This is a genomic window from Marmoricola sp. URHA0025 HA25 (assembly GCF_054059435.1).
In genome coordinates this window covers 1,492,401-1,506,282 of the sequence record NZ_JBSSCD010000001.1, presented here as the reverse complement: position 1 = coordinate 1,506,282, position 13,882 = coordinate 1,492,401, and the positions used below count along the sequence as shown (strand labels likewise).

Below are 13,882 nucleotides of genomic sequence, written 5' to 3'. Positions count from 1 at the left end.
GCGGCAGCCTCTCACGGCGCTCCGACACCGCCGCCGCCCCCCGGTGCCGGCCGGACCCGCGGCATCCGGGTGGCCGACCGCAGGCTGCCGTCGTCGCCCACGACGACCGCGACGTCCCCGTCGAGATCGGTACGGCGTACCTGCATCCCGGCCTCGCCGAGGAGGTGCAGCGTCGACGGGGCCGGGTGGCCGTAGTCGTTGTCGACGCCGACGGAGATGACCGCGAGCCGCGCTCCCAGCGACGTGACCAGGTCCTGGTCCTGCTTGCTGCTGCCGTGGTGGGCGACCTTGAGCACGTCGGCGCGCAGTCCCGTGGTGGTCCGACGGAGATCGGCCTGCGAGGGCCGCTCCTCGTCACCCATCAGCAGCAGCCGCACACCGCGGACCTCGACCAGCATCACGACGCTCGCGTCGTTCGGCGGCGAGTCGGAGTCAGGGTAGGACGCACGGACCGGCCCGAGCACCTGCCACCGCAGCGGCCCCACGGTCGTCGTCTCGCCGTACGCCACCGCGCGCACCCGTACGCCGTGCCGCGCGGCCACGCTGCCGACCACCCGCGCGCCGCCTGCCGGGTCCGGCACCGGGGAGGTCTCCACCAACCCCACCGTGCGACCGCTGAACACGCCGGCGAGGCCGTCGACGTGGTCCGCGTGGAAGTGGCTGATCACGACCAGCGGCACCGACCGGATGCCGAGCCGGTCCAGGCAGTGGTCCATCAGGCGAGGGTCCGGCCCGGCGTCGACGACCACGGCACTGCCCCTGCCGGCATTGAGCACCAGGCCGTCTCCCTGGCCGACGTCGCACGCGACGAGGACCCAGCCGGCCGGCGGCCAGCCCGGCGTCGGCAGCGGCACCAGCATCACCACCAGCAGCACCGCGAGCGACCCCAGGGTGACGCCGCGACGCGCCAGGACCGCCGCGAGTGCCAGTGCGGCGAGTGCGCAGACCGCGGTGAGCAGCGCGAGCGACACCCATCCGGGCGCCCAGGCGAGCGACGCGACCGGGAGGCCCGCGCTCGTGCGCGCGACGGAGATGATCCAGTCGGCGCACCAGGCCGCCGGTGCGGCGACGAGCCGGCCACCCGGCGCGGAGGCCAGCGCGACGACTCCGCCGACCAGACCGAGCACCGTGGCGGGACCGACCGCCCACGCCACGGCCAGGTTGGCGCCCACCGCGACCAGGCTGACCTGCCCCGAGATCGCCGCGACCAGGGGCGTGCAGGCGAGCTGTGCCGCGAGGGGCACGGCGACGGCCTCGGCGACCCACCGCGGCAACCACCGCGACAGCGCGTCCCGCCACGGCGGGCCGAGCACCAGGATGCCTGCGGTGGCACACACCGACAGCGCGAACCCGACCGACCGCGCCAGCCACGGATCGACCAGCAGCAGGCCGAGCACCGCGACGCCGAGCGCCCGGGTGCCGCGCTCCCGCCCGTGGACGCCCATGCCGACGAGGGCCACCGATCCCATCACCGCCGCCCGCAGCACACTCGGCTCGGTGCGGGCGAGCAGCACGAACCCGGCCACGCCGAGCACGCCCACCACGACGAGACCGCGGGACCGGACGCCGCACCACCGAGCCAGGATGAGCAGGAACCCGACGATGAGCGTCAGGTTGGTGCCGCTGACCGCGAGCAGGTGGGTGAGGCCGGCGGTCCGGAAGTCGGCCGCGACGTCGTCGGCGAGACCGCCGTCGTCACCGTCGACCAGGGCCGGCACCAGTGCCCTCGGGCCGGCCGGCTGGATCGCGACGGCGTCCCTGATGCCCGCCCGCACCCGGTCGACCGCTGCGAGCACCCTCCCGGGATGCGCGACCACCACCGGCGGGCCGCGCGCGATCAGCAGGGCTGCGAGGTCAGGTCCGTCGGACGGCTCGAGCCGCCCGGCGACGCGGAGCCTGCTGTCGAGGCGCACATGAGCCCACCGGATGTCCGCGACGACGACCACCGGGGCGCGCAGCCGCACCTGTCGACCGCGCCCGGAGACCTCGAGCAGGATCGCCCGGAAGTGGACGTAGGGCGCGCGTCCGCCCCGACCGCTCACCGGGTCGGAGCGCACGAGCAGGACTCCGCGCACCGCCGCTTCCTGGTGTGCGAGCTCGGCGACGGGGGTGGCGCCCACCGACTCGACGTGCAGCACCGCCGACGTCGCCACCGCCGCCGCGGACACCAGCCAGCCTGTCTGGGTCCGGACCGGGACTCCGCGCAACCGGAGGCCGGCCAGTGCCACCACGCCGGCCGCGACGAGGAGCGCGGTCAGGCCCACGGGCGCGCCGAGTGCGACGAGCGCCGCCACCCACGAGACCGCCGCGAGCGCGGGCATCCGGAGATCGGGGCGGTCGGCGCGCTCCGGGGGAAGATCGGTCACAGGGTGAGGTGAGGAGCCATGTCCGCCAGCGTCTTGTCACCGATCCCGTCGACCTCGAGGAGCTCGTCGATCGCCGTGAAGGACCCGTGTGCGGTGCGCCAGTCGAGGATCTTCTGCGCAGTGACCGGGCCGACCCCGGGAAGGCTGTCGAGCTCGTCCAGCGACGCCGTGTTGAGGTTGACCAGGGCGCCGTCGGACGAGGCACCGGGCCGCGACGACGCAGAGGCGGCCACTCCCGGCACGGGAGTGAGGCCGACCAGGATCTGCTCGCCGTCGGTGAGCACCCGAGCGAGGTTGAGCGAGCTCAGGTCGACACCCTGGCGGGCACCACCCGCCTGGCGGATCGCGTCCACGACGCGAGAGCCGGCAGGCAGCGTCGCGACACCCGGTCGACGTACCTTGCCGGCGACGTCGACGACGACCGAGCCGCTCGCAGCTGTCGCGGCGGGGCGTGGGGCTCCGGCCGCGGTCGGGGACGTCGACGCAGCCTGTGCGCGCTCCGTGGGGGCTGAGGTGTGCGCCTGCGGCACGGGCGCGACGGTGGGGCGGGCCCGGATCGTCACGTACGCCGTGACCGCCAGCGCCACGGCCGCCACCACGGACAGGACCGCGACGTGGCCCACGCCGAGGGACACCCGTCCCTGCAGGGTTGCCGGAAGCCGGTCCTGCAACCAGGCCACGCCGCGGCCGGTCATCGGGACCGGGCGGCGGCGCGAGTGCCGGCCCGGGATCCTCACCGGGACCGGTGCGACGTGCTCCTCCGCGCTCCAGTCACCGTTGCCGAGGTGCTGACCGCCGTCGTCGCCGGGTCCGTCGAGGTCGCGGCGCAGCTCCTGCGTCGGCTCGAGCCCGGCACGGGCGAGCTCCTCGCCGAGCAGGGCGAGCCGTCGACGCGCCGCCTCGACGACCTCGTCGGCTGGCTGCTTGCGCATGGGGGCGACGCTAGGAGCCGCCGTGCGCACCCGCGAGCAGGCCCTGACGGCCTGTGGAGAAGGGCGCGCAGCCGGTGGCTGTGGACCTTCAGCGGCGAGCGACGGTCACGGCGACCATGCCCGGCCCGACGTGGGCACCGAGCACCGCCCCGATCTCGCCGACGTGGACGGGCCTACCCTCGAGGCCGTCCGCGAGCCGGTCACCGAGGCGCTCGGCGAGCGTGGCGGCCCGGTCGTCGTTCGCAAGGTGTGCCACCGCGACGTCCACCTTCGCGCTCCCGGCCGAGTCGACCGCGAGCTCCTCGAGCCGGCCGAGCGCCTTGCCCGCGGTACGGACGCGCTCGTAGGGCACGACCCGGCCGTCGTCGATCCGCAGGATCGGCTTGACCGCGAGGGCCGAACCGACGAGGGCAGCCGCCGCTCCGACGCGACCGCCACGACGCAGGTACTCCAGGGTGTCGACGTAGAACAGCGACGTCGTCACGCTGACCCGTCGGCGGGCTGCCGCAGCGATGGCTCCCGCATCGGCGCCCTCGTCGCGGGCGTCCGCTGCGCTGAGCACGGCGAAGCCGGTGCCCATCCCGACCTGCCTGCTGTCCACCGCGAGCACCGGCACGGGTGCCTTGCGCGCCGCCAGCTGGGCGGACTCGACCGTGCCGCTGAGCTCCCCGGAGAGGTGGATGGAGACGATCTCCGTCGCTCCCTCGGCCGCGAGACGCTCGTACACCTCGAGCATCTCGTGCGGGTTCGGCCGCGACGTGCTGACCGGGGTCCAGGCGCGCAACGCATCGGCGAGCATCTCGGGCGTGGCTCCCCCCTGGACGCCCTCGTCGTACGACGTCGCGCCGATCACGACCTGCAGCGGCACCACGGTGATGTCACGCGCGGCGACGAGCTCCGCCGGCAGCGAGGCCGTGGAGTCGGTGACGAGAGCGACCGGCATGCGCGGAGCCTAGACGACCAGGTCCTGGAGGCCGCTCAGAGGACGATGTTGACCAGCTTCGGGGCGCGCACGATCACCTTGCGCACCGTCGCGCCGTCCAGCGCCCGCTGCACGGCGGGATCGGCCAGCGCGGCCGCCTCCAGGTCGGACGCCGAGATGTCCGGCGGGACCTCCAGCCGACCACGGACCTTGCCCTGCACCTGCACGACCGCGGTCACCGACTCCTCGACCAGCAGTGCCTCGTCGACGGCCGGCCAGGACGTGCACGCAACCGTGGGCTCGTGGCCCAGGCGCTCCCACATCTCCTCCGCGGTGTACGGCGCGACGAGCGACAGCAGGATCGCCACCGCCTCCGCTGCCTCGCGCACGGCCGGGTCCGCCGGCCCGCACCCGCCGTCGATCGCCTTGCGGGTCGCGTTCACCAGCTCCATGACCCGCGCCACCATCACGTTGAAGCGCTTGGACTCGACCAGCTCGGCGGAGTCGTGGACGGTGCGATGGGTCACCTGGCGCAGGGCGCGGTCACCCGTGTCGCCCGGAGTGCCGGGCTCCGAGGTGACGTCGCCGCTCAGCCGCCAGGCGCGCTGCAGGAAGCGCAGCGACCCGGCCGGCGAGACGTCGGCCCAGTCGATGTCGTCCTCCGGCGGGCCGGCGAACACGAGGGTCAGGCGCACGGCGTCGACGCCGAACGCCTGGAGCTGCTCACCGAGGTTGACGCCGTTGCCCTTCGACTTCGACATCTTGGCGCCCTGGTTGATCACGGTGCCCTGGTTCAGCTGGGCGGCGAACGGCTCACGGAAGCCGACCAGGCCCATGTCGGCCAGCACCTTGGTGAAGAAGCGCGCGTACAGCAGGTGCAGCACGGCGTGCTCGACGCCGCCGACATAGATGTCGGCAGGCATCCAGGCCCTGACCAGCTCGGGGTCGAACGGGCCGTCCTGGTAGCTCGGGGAGCAGTAGCGCAGGAAGTACCACGAGCTGTCCACGAACGTGTCCATCGTGTCGCTGTCACGTCTGGCCGGGCCGCCGCACTGCGGGCAGGTGACGTTGACCCAGTCCTCCGCCGCGGCCAGCGGCGAGACGCCCTTGGGCTTCAGGTCGGCGCCGCGCAGCTCCGGCAGCTCGAGCGGCAGCTGGTCGTAGGGAACGGCGACCTCGCCGTCGTGCTCGCAGTGGATGATCGGGATCGGGACGCCCCAGTAGCGCTGCCGGCTCAGCAGCCAGTCGCGCAGCCGGAAGTTCACCGCGCCGCTGCCGGTGCCGTCCGCCTCCAGCTGCGTGACGATCGTCCGGATGCCGGCGGCCTTGTCGGTCAGGCCGTCCAGGGGGCCGGAGCTCACGTAGACGCCGTCGCCGGTGGTCGCGACACCCGTCACCTCGGGATTTGACTCGACGCCGTCCTCGGCGGGGACGGCCACGACTCGTCGTACGGGCAGGCCCATGGCCTTCGCGAAGTCCAGGTCGCGCTGGTCGTGGGCGGGCACCGCCATGATCGCGCCGGTGCCGTAGTCGGCGAGCACGTAGTCGCTGGCCCAGACCGGGACCTGCTCGCCGTTGACGGGGTTCGTCGCGGTGACGCCGAGGTCGACGCCGGTCTTGGGACGGTCGGTCGACAGCCGCTCGATGTCGGACTCCCGGCGGGTCTGCTCCAGGTATGCCTCGTACGCCGGCCGCTGCGCCTCGGTGACCAGCTCCGCGGCCAGCGGGGCGTCGGCGGCGACGACCATGAAGGTGGCGCCGTACAGCGTGTCGGGGCGAGTCGTGTAGACCTCGATGTCGCAATCACCCACCTTGAAGGTCACGTGGGCGCCCTCGGACCGGCCGATCCAGCTCCTCTGGGCGTTGACCACCCGGTCGGGCCACGTCGGCGCCAGCACGTCGAGGTCGTCGAGCAGCTCCTGGGCGTAGTCGGTGATCTTGAAGTACCACTGGTTCAGCTCGCGCTTGGTGACCTCCGCACCGCAGCGCTCGCAGTGCCCGTCGACGACCTGCTCGTTGGCCAGCACGGTCTGGTCGTTGGGGCACCAGTTCACCGGGCTGTTCTTGCGGTAGGCCAGGCCGCGCTCACGGAACTTCAGGAACAGCCACTGCGTCCAGCGGTAGTACTCCGGATCGGAGGTGTGCAGCCGCCGCGACCAGTCGAAGGAGATGCCGAACTTCTTGAACGACTCGGCCTGGGTCTCGATGTTGGCGTAGGTGTACGTCGCCGGGTGCTCGTCGTTGCGGATGGCGGCGTTCTCTGCCGGCAGCCCGAAGGAGTCCCAGCCCATCGGGTTCATCACCTCGTAGCCGCGCAGCCTCCAGTACCGCGCGATCACGTCGTGCAGCGCGGTCACCTCGGCGTGGCCCATGTGCAGGTCGCCGCTCGGGTAGGGGAACATCGTCAACGCGTAGCGCTTCTCGCGCGTCCCCGAGAGCACCGCCTGGTCGTCGGCCCGGAAGGGGTCGAGCTCCTCCCAGACGCGCTGCCACTTCTCCTCGACGGCATGCACGTCGTAGCCGACCTGCTCGTCTCGCTCACTCATCTGCCAGCTCCTGGAGTCGTGGTGGGTCCTGCTGCGTCCTGACACAAAAAAACCCCTCTTGCAGGAGGGGCAGCCGCATCGGCGTGATGTCTCGATGCGGCTAGGTAAGGAGCAGGGTGGACCTCATGGGGGTCATGGTACTCGGGTGCCGGGTCGCGCGCTCGCCGAGGCGCCACCAGTAGGCTCGGCGGTCTTGTTGTCGAAGGAAGGGGCCGGGGATGAGCTGGCTGGTCACCGGCGGTGCGGGCTACATCGGCGCCCACGTCGTGCGCGCCTTCGAGGACGTGGGTCTCGAGGCCGTGGTCATCGACGACCTCTCCAGCGGGCACCGGGAGTTCGTCCGCCCGGGCACGCCCCTCGTGGAGGGCACCATCCTCGACACCGACCTGGTGACACGCACCTGCAAGGAGCACGCGGTCGAGGGCGTCGTGCACCTCGCCGGCTTCAAGTACGCCGGCGTGTCCGTCGCGAGGCCCCTGCACACCTACACGCAGAACGTCACCGGCACGGTCAGCCTGCTCGAGGCGATGGCCCAGGCCGGCGTGGAGCACCTGGTGTTCTCCTCGAGTGCGGCGACCTTCGGCACCCCGCACGTCGACCTGGTCACCGAGGACACCCCGACAGCTCCGGAGTCGCCGTACGGCGAGAGCAAGCTGATCGCAGAGTGGCTGCTGCGGGACCAGGCGGTCGCCACCGGCCTGCGGCAGACGTCGCTGAGGTACTTCAACGTGGTCGGCTCCGGCAGTGACGACCTGCGCGACACCAGCCCGCACAACTTGTTCCCCGTGGTGTTCGAGGCTCTGCTCGCCGGCCGTACGCCGCGGATCAACGGCGACGACTACGACACCCCCGACGGGACGTGCGTCCGCGACTACGTCCACGTCACCGATCTCGCAGCCGCCCACGTGGTCGCGGCCCGCCGGCTGGCCGCCGGCGACACACTGGCACCGGTGTACAACCTGGGCAGCGGCTCCGGGGTGTCCGTGCGGCAGATCATGGACGCGGTCCGCGACGCCACCGGGATCGACTTCACCCCTGAGGTCGGCCCGCGTCGCCCGGGCGACCCGGCCCGGATCGTGGCCAGCGGAGAGCTGGCGGCACGCGACCTCGACTGGCAGATGCGCCACGACCTGCGCGACATGGTGAGCTCGGCCTGGAGCGCCCGCCAGGCAGCAGGGGCCTGAGGTGCTCGAGCTCCGGCCGAGCTGCGAGTGCTGCGACCGCGACCTGCCGCCCGCCTCCCCGGACGCGATGATCTGCACCTACGAGTGCACCTTCTGCGGGGAGTGCGTCGATCACTGCCTCGGGGGCGTCTGCCCCAACTGCGGCGGCAACTTCGTGCCCCGGCCCATCCGGCCGGCCGGTCTGCTCACGAAGGACCCGCCGAGCGTCGAGCGGGTGTTCCAGCCGGGTCTGCACCGGCCGTGAGCGGCGGGTGCGCTGGGGAGACCGCGGTCAGCGGAACAGCGGTGCCGGGCTGAGCCCCAGCGGCCTGCTCGCGCGGACCCGTGCCTTGCGGGCCGAGCGTGCGCGTCGCGCACGAGCGGGCTTCAGGGCCGCGGCCAGCCGCCTCTGCTCAGCGAGGGCGATCATCTCGACGCGCCGCTGACGGAACTGGTCGGGGGTGAGCTCGAAGTTGCACATGGTGACCTCCGCTGCCTTCCGGGCCGTCGCGCAGGCGGCCTCGTTGCTCCTCTCGGATGCTACGCCGGTGCGGTCGTTTCGTCGTCGGGCATGATTCGGCCATGACCTCTCCGCTGACCGACCTGTTCCGCCTCGACGGCAAGGTGGCGATCGTCACCGGCGCCTCCTCCGGCCTGGGGGTGGCATTCGCCCAGGGCCTGGCCGAGGCGGGAGCGGACGTGGCCCTCGGTGCCCGGCGCGCCGACAGACTCGCGGACACTGCGTCCCTCGTCGAACAGGCAGGTCGCAAGGCGCTCGCCGTCGCCACGGACGTCGCCGATCCGGACTCCTGCCAGGCGCTCGTCGACGCCGCGATGGCCGAGTTCGGCCGGGTCGACGTACTGGTCAACAACGCGGGGATCGGCACCGCGGTGCCGGCCACCCGCGAGGAGCCCCAGCAGTTCCGCAACGTCATCGACGTCAACCTGAACGGCTGCTACTGGATGGCCCAGGCGTGCGGCCGGGTGATGCAGCCCGGCAGCTCGATCATCAACATCTCCTCGGTGCTGGGCCTGACCACCGCCGGGCTCCCCCAGGCCGCGTACGCCGCCTCGAAGGCCGGTCTGATCGGCCTGACCCGTGACCTGGCCCAGCAGTGGACAGGACGCAAGGGCATCCGGGTCAACGCGGTCGCCCCCGGCTTCTTCGAGTCCGAGATGACCGAGCAGTACCCGCCGGGCTACCTCGACGCCCAGCAGCAGCGGATCCCGATGGCGCGCAAGGGCGACCCGCGTGAGCTGACTGCGACGGTGGTGTTCCTGGCCTCCGCCGCCGGCGGCTACATCACCGGCCAGACGCTGGCAGTCGACGGCGGGATGACGATCACCTGAGGGTCCCGGCTGGTTCCGACAGGCTCGACCATCGGTGCTCGAGCCTGTCGAAACCACTCAGGTCCAGGCCCAGATCGCCAGGCTGAGCAGGCAGAGTGCCGGGAAGGTGCCCTGGGCGAGTGCGCCGCGCAGCTGGTCGCGGCTCGACGAGATCAGCACCACGGCCGCGGCGAGCATCGAGCCGACCGCGAGGACCACGAGCGCGACGCCGGCGTCGCGGTTGCTGCCCATGACGGCGATGCCCACGGCGGTGCCGATGGCGAGGAAGAGGTTGTAGAAGCCCTGGTTGAAGGCCCACGGCTTCATCACCGCGGCGTCCTCGGCGCTGAGCTGGAAGGCCTTGCGACCGGCGGTGTCGAAGGCCAGTGCCTCGAGCCAGAAGATGTAGACGTGCACGAGGGCGGCGAGCCCGGCGAGGACGCAGGCAACGGTCAGCATGGCCGGAGCCTACGCGCGTCCGTACCCTCCTACCCATGACCACTCCGCGGATCGTGATCGTGGGCGCCGGCTTCGGCGGGCTCGGCGCCGCGATCGAACTGCGTCGCCACGGCTTCACCGACATCGTGGTGCTGGAGAAGGCCGACCGGATCGGCGGCGTCTGGCGTGACAACACCTACCCGAACGCGGCCTGCGACGTGCCGTCGAACCTCTACTCGTGGTCGTTCGCGCGCAACCCCGGCTGGGGGCACCGCTACTCGCGCCAGGACGAGATCCTGCGCTACATGGACGGTGTCGTCGCCGACCTCGGCGTGCGTGACCTCGTCCGCACCGGGGTCGAGGTCACCGGTGCGGCGTACGACGACGCGACCGCGACCTGGCGGGTCGAGACGGCCACCGGCGAGACGCTGACCGCCGACTTCCTGGTCACCGCGGTCGGCCAGCTCTCGCGGCCGTCCGTCCCCGACCTCCCGGGCCGCGAGACGTTCACCGGACCGGCGTTCCACTCCGCCCAGTGGGACCACGAGGTCGAGCTCACCGGCAAGCGCGTCGCCGTCATCGGCACGGGTGCGAGTGCGATCCAGTTCGTGCCGGGGATCCAGCCGGTGGTCGGCCACCTCACGGTGTTCCAGCGTTCGGCCCCGTACGTCGTGCCGAAGCCGGACATCGAGTACAGCCGCGTCCGCCGCGGGCTCTACGCACGGTTGCCGTGGACGCAGGCGTTCGGCCGCAACCTCACCTGGGTGATGTCGGAGCAGCTGAACAGGTCGCTCACCGGGACGGCTCCGATGAAGAAGCTGCTGGGGGCCGGCTGGCACGTCCTGCTCCGCACGCAGGTGCGGGATCGGAAGCTTCGGGCCAAGCTCAAGCCGGACTACCCGATCGGCTGCAAGCGGCTGCTGTTCTCGAACGACTGGTATCCCGCGCTGGTGAAGCCCAACGTCGAGGTGGTCACCCACGGCATCGTCGAGGTGCTGCCACACGGTGTGCGCAGCGACGACGGGACGGTGCACGAGGTGGACGTGATCATCTACGGGACCGGGTTCGCTGCAACGGAGTTCCTGGCGCCGATGAAGCTCCAGGGAGCAGCGGGCCTCTCGCTCGACGAGGCGTGGTCCGCCGGCGCTCGCGCCTACCTCGGCATCTGCGTGCCGGGCTTCCCGAACCTCGGCCTCGTCTACGGCCCGAACACCAACCTCGGCGGCAGCTCGATCATCAACATGATGGAGTCGCAAGCCGGGTTCATCCGCCAGCTCGCCGAGCGGGTCCGTGACGGTGGCAGCATCGCCGTCCGCCCGGAGGCCGAGGAGCGCTTCGACGCCGAGGTGCAGCGTCGCCTCTCCGAGAGCGTCTGGGGCGGCTGCGCGAGCTGGTACCGCGACGCGAGCGGACGGATCACCACGAACTGGCCGGGCACCGTCACCGAGTACAAGCAGCGCACCGAGCAGGTCGACGTCGCCGACTTCGACCTCAGGCCGCGCGAGCTCAGCCTGCGCTGAGGACGCGCTCGTTGGCCAGGACGCGCGTGCGTGCGACCAGGAACAGCGGGAACGCCACGCTGACGGCGACCAGGAACACCAGCGCCACGTAGATCCCCCACCACGGGATCCGCAACCGGCGGCCCTCGACCGACATGAGGACCACAGCCGCAACCGCGACGACGCCGAGGTCGATGCCGAGGAAGCCCGACACCGGGTTGGCGGTGATCCCGTCCCACAGGCCGCCCAGGTCGTTGTCCGCGGACCGCAGGAAGACCACCAGCGTCCACTGGGTGCCCACGAGGGCGACAGCGGCGAGCGCGGCGTACACCACGCACAGGATCCTGTCCGCACGGGTCATCGCGGTCTCCTCAAGCGTGGCGTCGGGTCGAGACGCAGCGTAGTGGTGCGGGTGCTCACGCAGGTGTCGGCAGCTGCACCAGGAAGCGGCAGCCCGGCACGTGGTTCATCACCATCACGGTACCGTCGTGCGCCTCGACGATGCCCTTCACGATCGCCAGACCGAGCCCGGCACCACTGCCGAAGACTCCGGCGACGTCGGGGGTCCTGGCCGCCGCTGCCCTGCCAGGCGACGTCGAACGCGCGCTGCATGTCCTCCTCGGAGAGCCCGCCGCAACCGTCGGTGACCGACAGCTCCACCCCGTCGGGTCCCGACCGGCCGAGCACCTCCACGACACCGTCTGCGGGGGTGTGCCGGATCGCGTTCATCAGCAGGTTGCCGACCACGCGGGAGAGCTCGGCCGGATCGGCGACGACCTCGAGGCCGTCGTCCACACCACCGCCGAGACGTACGCCGCGGGCCCGGGCCACCGGGTCGGCGCTGGCGATCGCCTCGCTGACGAGGTCGCCGAGCACCACCGGCTCGAGCGACAGCCTGAGGTTGCCCGCGTGGATCCGGGAGAGCTCGAAGAGGTCGTCGACCATCCGCACCATCCGGTCGACCTCGGCGCGGATCTGCCGGTGGTAGCGGGAGGGGTCCTCGGCGATCCCGTCCTCGAGCGCCTCGGTCATGGCACGCAGACCGGCGAGCGGCGTCCGGAGATCGTGGGACACCCAGGCGACCAGCTCTCGCCGGGAGTCCTCGAGCCGGGACTCCCGATCGCGCGACTCCTGCAGCTTGTGACTGGTGCGGGCGAGCTCCTCGGCGAGCCGCTGGAACTCGACCGGTCCACGGCCGGTCGACACGAACTCACCGCTGTCACCGAAGCGGCGGGTGTCGTCCTCGAGCGCCTGCGACCAGCGGGACATCGCCGTGCCGACCGCGGCCCCCGCGGCCATGGCGACGAGCCCCGCGACCAGCGAGACCAGCAGCACGACGTCGAAGTCGTGGCCGGAGAGGAACATCGCGTTGGCGGTGCCGAGCGTGCCGGCGACCACCGCGAGCACCGCGACGACCGCGACGGCGCCGGTGAGCCAGCGCACCGAGCGCCGCCGGAAGATCCACACGACGGCGAGCCCGAGCACCCCTGCACCACCGGCCCACCCGGCGGCGATGAGGACGATGTCGACCTGGTCCCTACTCATGTGCGTCCTCGCTCCGCTGCGGGCGCCCACGAGGTACGAAGGGGCTGCGTTTGATGGTTCGCTCGCTTCGCTCGCTCACGCAACCCCCTCCCAGCGGTAGCCCACTCCCCAGACCGTGACCAGCCGGGAGGGTCGCTTCGGGTCTCTCTCGACCTTCTCGCGCAGGCGGCGTACGTGCACGGTCACGGTCGACTGGTCGCCGAAGGACCAGCCCCAGACCTGCTGCAGCAGCTCGTCGCGCGAGTACGCCGTGCCGGGGTTCGATACCAGGAATCGGAGCAGGTCGAACTCACGGGAGGTCAGCGCGAGCACCTCGCCGGCCAGGGTCACCTCGTGACGCCCGGAGTCGACGACCAGGTCGCCGTCGGCGACGCAACCGGTGTCGGGCTTCGCCTGCTCGCCGACGCGCCGGAGCAGCGCGTCCACGCGCAGCACCAGCTCCCGCGGGCTGAACGGCTTGGTCACGTAGTCGTCGGCCCCCGACTCGAGCCCCACGACCCGGTCGACCTCGGCACCCAGCGCGGTCAGCATGATGATCGGCACGTCGCCGGTCGCGCGCAGCCGGCGGCACACCTCCAGCCCGTCGATGCCGGGCATCATCAGGTCGAGCACGACCAGGTCGGCCGGGTCGGACCGCATCGCCCGCAGCGCCTCGGCACCGTCGGCCGCCTCGACCACGGAGTGGCCACCCGCGCGGAGGTAGGAGACCACGACCTCCCGCACGGTCACGTCGTCATCGACGACCAGAACCCGCGCCACGCTCACCACCCCCTCCGGCCCTTCCGGATCGGGCGACGGCCAGCGCCGCGCCCACGAGGACCACCGTCAGTGTGGCAACAACCAGCCAGCCGAGGAGGTAGTTCCGGTCCAGCAACGTCGGATTGTCGGCACGCGCGCCGAAGCGGCCGAGCACCGGGATCGCGACGAGCGTGACGGTGCCGAGCACCACCGCGCCGGTGACCACTGGTCCGGGCACCCGGTGCCGGGACCGGGTGGCCGCGAACCAGACGCCGAGGGTCACCGGAGCGAGCCAGTGCGTCGTGCGCGAGCACGCCGACCACGAGCCACGTGAGGGTGGCGCGCAGGTTGTCGAGGCCCAGGTCGAGCAACAGGGTCAGCCCGTAAGCCGCCGCGGCGATGCC

At 72.2% G+C, this 13,882-nt stretch carries 14 protein-coding genes; 4 read left to right on the top strand and 10 right to left on the bottom strand.

All coding sequences use genetic code 11. The features are described from left to right. Positions 1-11: 11 nt before the first annotated feature. From ACVW00_RS07340 to leuS, 4 genes are all read right to left on the bottom strand, one after another. Positions 12-2,366: a ComEC/Rec2 family competence protein gene (locus tag ACVW00_RS07340; protein WP_457110244.1), complete on the bottom strand. Its 2,355-nt coding sequence runs from the start codon at positions 2,364-2,366 to the stop codon at positions 12-14. Next, positions 2,363-3,298, bottom strand: a complete 936-nt coding sequence (locus ACVW00_RS07335) for a helix-hairpin-helix domain-containing protein (protein WP_457110243.1) — start codon at positions 3,296-3,298, stop codon at positions 2,363-2,365. Before ACVW00_RS07335 ends, ACVW00_RS07340 begins: the two co-directional genes overlap by 4 nt. A gap of 88 nt (positions 3,299-3,386) precedes the next feature. Then, positions 3,387-4,241: a DegV family protein gene (locus ACVW00_RS07330; RefSeq protein WP_457110242.1), complete on the bottom strand. Its 855-nt coding sequence runs from the start codon at positions 4,239-4,241 to the stop codon at positions 3,387-3,389. Positions 4,242-4,276: 35 nt separating this feature from the next. Then, positions 4,277-6,766, bottom strand: coding sequence for a leucine--tRNA ligase (leuS, locus tag ACVW00_RS07325; protein ID WP_457110241.1), 2,490 nt, complete (start codon positions 6,764-6,766; stop codon positions 4,277-4,279). Positions 6,767-6,984: 218 nt separating this feature from the next. Here leuS and galE point away from each other — a divergent pair, with 218 nt between their 5' ends. Then, a complete protein-coding gene (gene galE / locus ACVW00_RS07320) occupies positions 6,985-7,950 on the top strand; it encodes a UDP-glucose 4-epimerase GalE (RefSeq protein ID WP_457110240.1) in 966 nt (321 codons plus the stop codon). Between the two features lies 1 nt (position 7,951). Further along, entirely contained in the window at positions 7,952-8,194 is a 243-nt protein-coding gene (locus tag ACVW00_RS07315; RefSeq protein ID WP_457110239.1) for a DUF1272 domain-containing protein, read from the top strand. A gap of 27 nt (positions 8,195-8,221) precedes the next feature. Here the strand turns inward: ACVW00_RS07315 and ACVW00_RS07310 are convergent, their stop codons facing one another. Next, positions 8,222-8,410: a hypothetical protein gene (locus ACVW00_RS07310; protein WP_457110238.1), complete on the bottom strand. Its 189-nt coding sequence runs from the start codon at positions 8,408-8,410 to the stop codon at positions 8,222-8,224. A 101-nt stretch (positions 8,411-8,511) separates the two neighbouring features. On the opposite strand from ACVW00_RS07310, the gene ACVW00_RS07305 reads away from it, so the two are divergent. Next, positions 8,512-9,279 (top strand): SDR family NAD(P)-dependent oxidoreductase, encoded by a 768-nt coding sequence (locus ACVW00_RS07305; protein WP_457110237.1) that lies wholly within the window; start codon positions 8,512-8,514, stop codon positions 9,277-9,279. Between the two features lie 57 nt (positions 9,280-9,336). On the opposite strand, the gene ACVW00_RS07300 is transcribed toward ACVW00_RS07305, so the two are convergent. Continuing rightward, entirely contained in the window at positions 9,337-9,717 is a 381-nt protein-coding gene (locus tag ACVW00_RS07300; RefSeq protein WP_457110236.1) for a DUF1304 domain-containing protein, read from the bottom strand. Positions 9,718-9,752: 35 nt separating this feature from the next. Between ACVW00_RS07300 and ACVW00_RS07295 the strand changes: the two genes are divergently transcribed. Beyond that, positions 9,753-11,216: a flavin-containing monooxygenase gene (locus tag ACVW00_RS07295; RefSeq protein ID WP_457110235.1), complete on the top strand. Its 1,464-nt coding sequence runs from the start codon at positions 9,753-9,755 to the stop codon at positions 11,214-11,216. On the opposite strand, the gene ACVW00_RS07290 is transcribed toward ACVW00_RS07295, so the two are convergent. From ACVW00_RS07290 to ACVW00_RS07275, 4 genes are all read right to left on the bottom strand, one after another. Next, positions 11,203-11,556, bottom strand: coding sequence for a DUF2834 domain-containing protein (locus ACVW00_RS07290; protein WP_457110234.1), 354 nt, complete (start codon positions 11,554-11,556; stop codon positions 11,203-11,205). The genes ACVW00_RS07295 and ACVW00_RS07290 overlap by 14 nt on opposite strands. Continuing rightward, positions 11,553-12,740: a sensor histidine kinase gene (locus ACVW00_RS07285; protein WP_457110233.1), complete on the bottom strand. Its 1,188-nt coding sequence runs from the start codon at positions 12,738-12,740 to the stop codon at positions 11,553-11,555. Before ACVW00_RS07285 ends, ACVW00_RS07290 begins: the two co-directional genes overlap by 4 nt. A 75-nt stretch (positions 12,741-12,815) precedes the next feature. Continuing rightward, on the bottom strand, positions 12,816-13,499 hold the full coding sequence (locus ACVW00_RS07280) for a response regulator (protein WP_457110232.1): 684 nt from the start codon (positions 13,497-13,499) through the stop codon (positions 12,816-12,818). Further along, positions 13,474-13,761 carry a hypothetical protein gene (locus ACVW00_RS07275; RefSeq protein WP_457110231.1) on the bottom strand — a complete coding sequence of 96 codons (288 nt, stop codon included), beginning with the start codon at positions 13,759-13,761 and terminating at the stop codon, positions 13,474-13,476. Before ACVW00_RS07275 ends, ACVW00_RS07280 begins: the two co-directional genes overlap by 26 nt. Between the last annotated feature and the right edge of the window lie 121 nt (positions 13,762-13,882).

Excerpts from the sequence above, each read along its gene's own strand:
- ACVW00_RS07290 (WP_457110234.1), bottom strand. The coding sequence starts at position 11,556 with ATGACCCGTGCGGACAGGATCCTGTGCGTGGTGTACGCCGCGCTCGCC.
- leuS (WP_457110241.1), bottom strand. The coding sequence starts at position 6,766 with ATGAGTGAGCGAGACGAGCAGGTCGGCTACGACGTGCATGCCGTCGAG.
- ACVW00_RS07335 (WP_457110243.1), bottom strand. The coding sequence starts at position 3,298 with ATGCGCAAGCAGCCAGCCGACGAGGTCGTCGAGGCGGCGCGTCGACGG.
- ACVW00_RS07285 (WP_457110233.1), bottom strand. The coding sequence starts at position 12,740 with ATGAGTAGGGACCAGGTCGACATCGTCCTCATCGCCGCCGGGTGGGCC.
- ACVW00_RS07305 (WP_457110237.1), top strand. The coding sequence starts at position 8,512 with ATGACCTCTCCGCTGACCGACCTGTTCCGCCTCGACGGCAAGGTGGCG.
- galE (WP_457110240.1), top strand. The coding sequence starts at position 6,985 with ATGAGCTGGCTGGTCACCGGCGGTGCGGGCTACATCGGCGCCCACGTC.
- ACVW00_RS07300 (WP_457110236.1), bottom strand. The coding sequence starts at position 9,717 with ATGCTGACCGTTGCCTGCGTCCTCGCCGGGCTCGCCGCCCTCGTGCAC.
- ACVW00_RS07295 (WP_457110235.1), top strand. The coding sequence starts at position 9,753 with ATGACCACTCCGCGGATCGTGATCGTGGGCGCCGGCTTCGGCGGGCTC.
- ACVW00_RS07330 (WP_457110242.1), bottom strand. The coding sequence starts at position 4,241 with ATGCCGGTCGCTCTCGTCACCGACTCCACGGCCTCGCTGCCGGCGGAG.
- ACVW00_RS07310 (WP_457110238.1), bottom strand. The coding sequence starts at position 8,410 with ATGTGCAACTTCGAGCTCACCCCCGACCAGTTCCGTCAGCGGCGCGTC.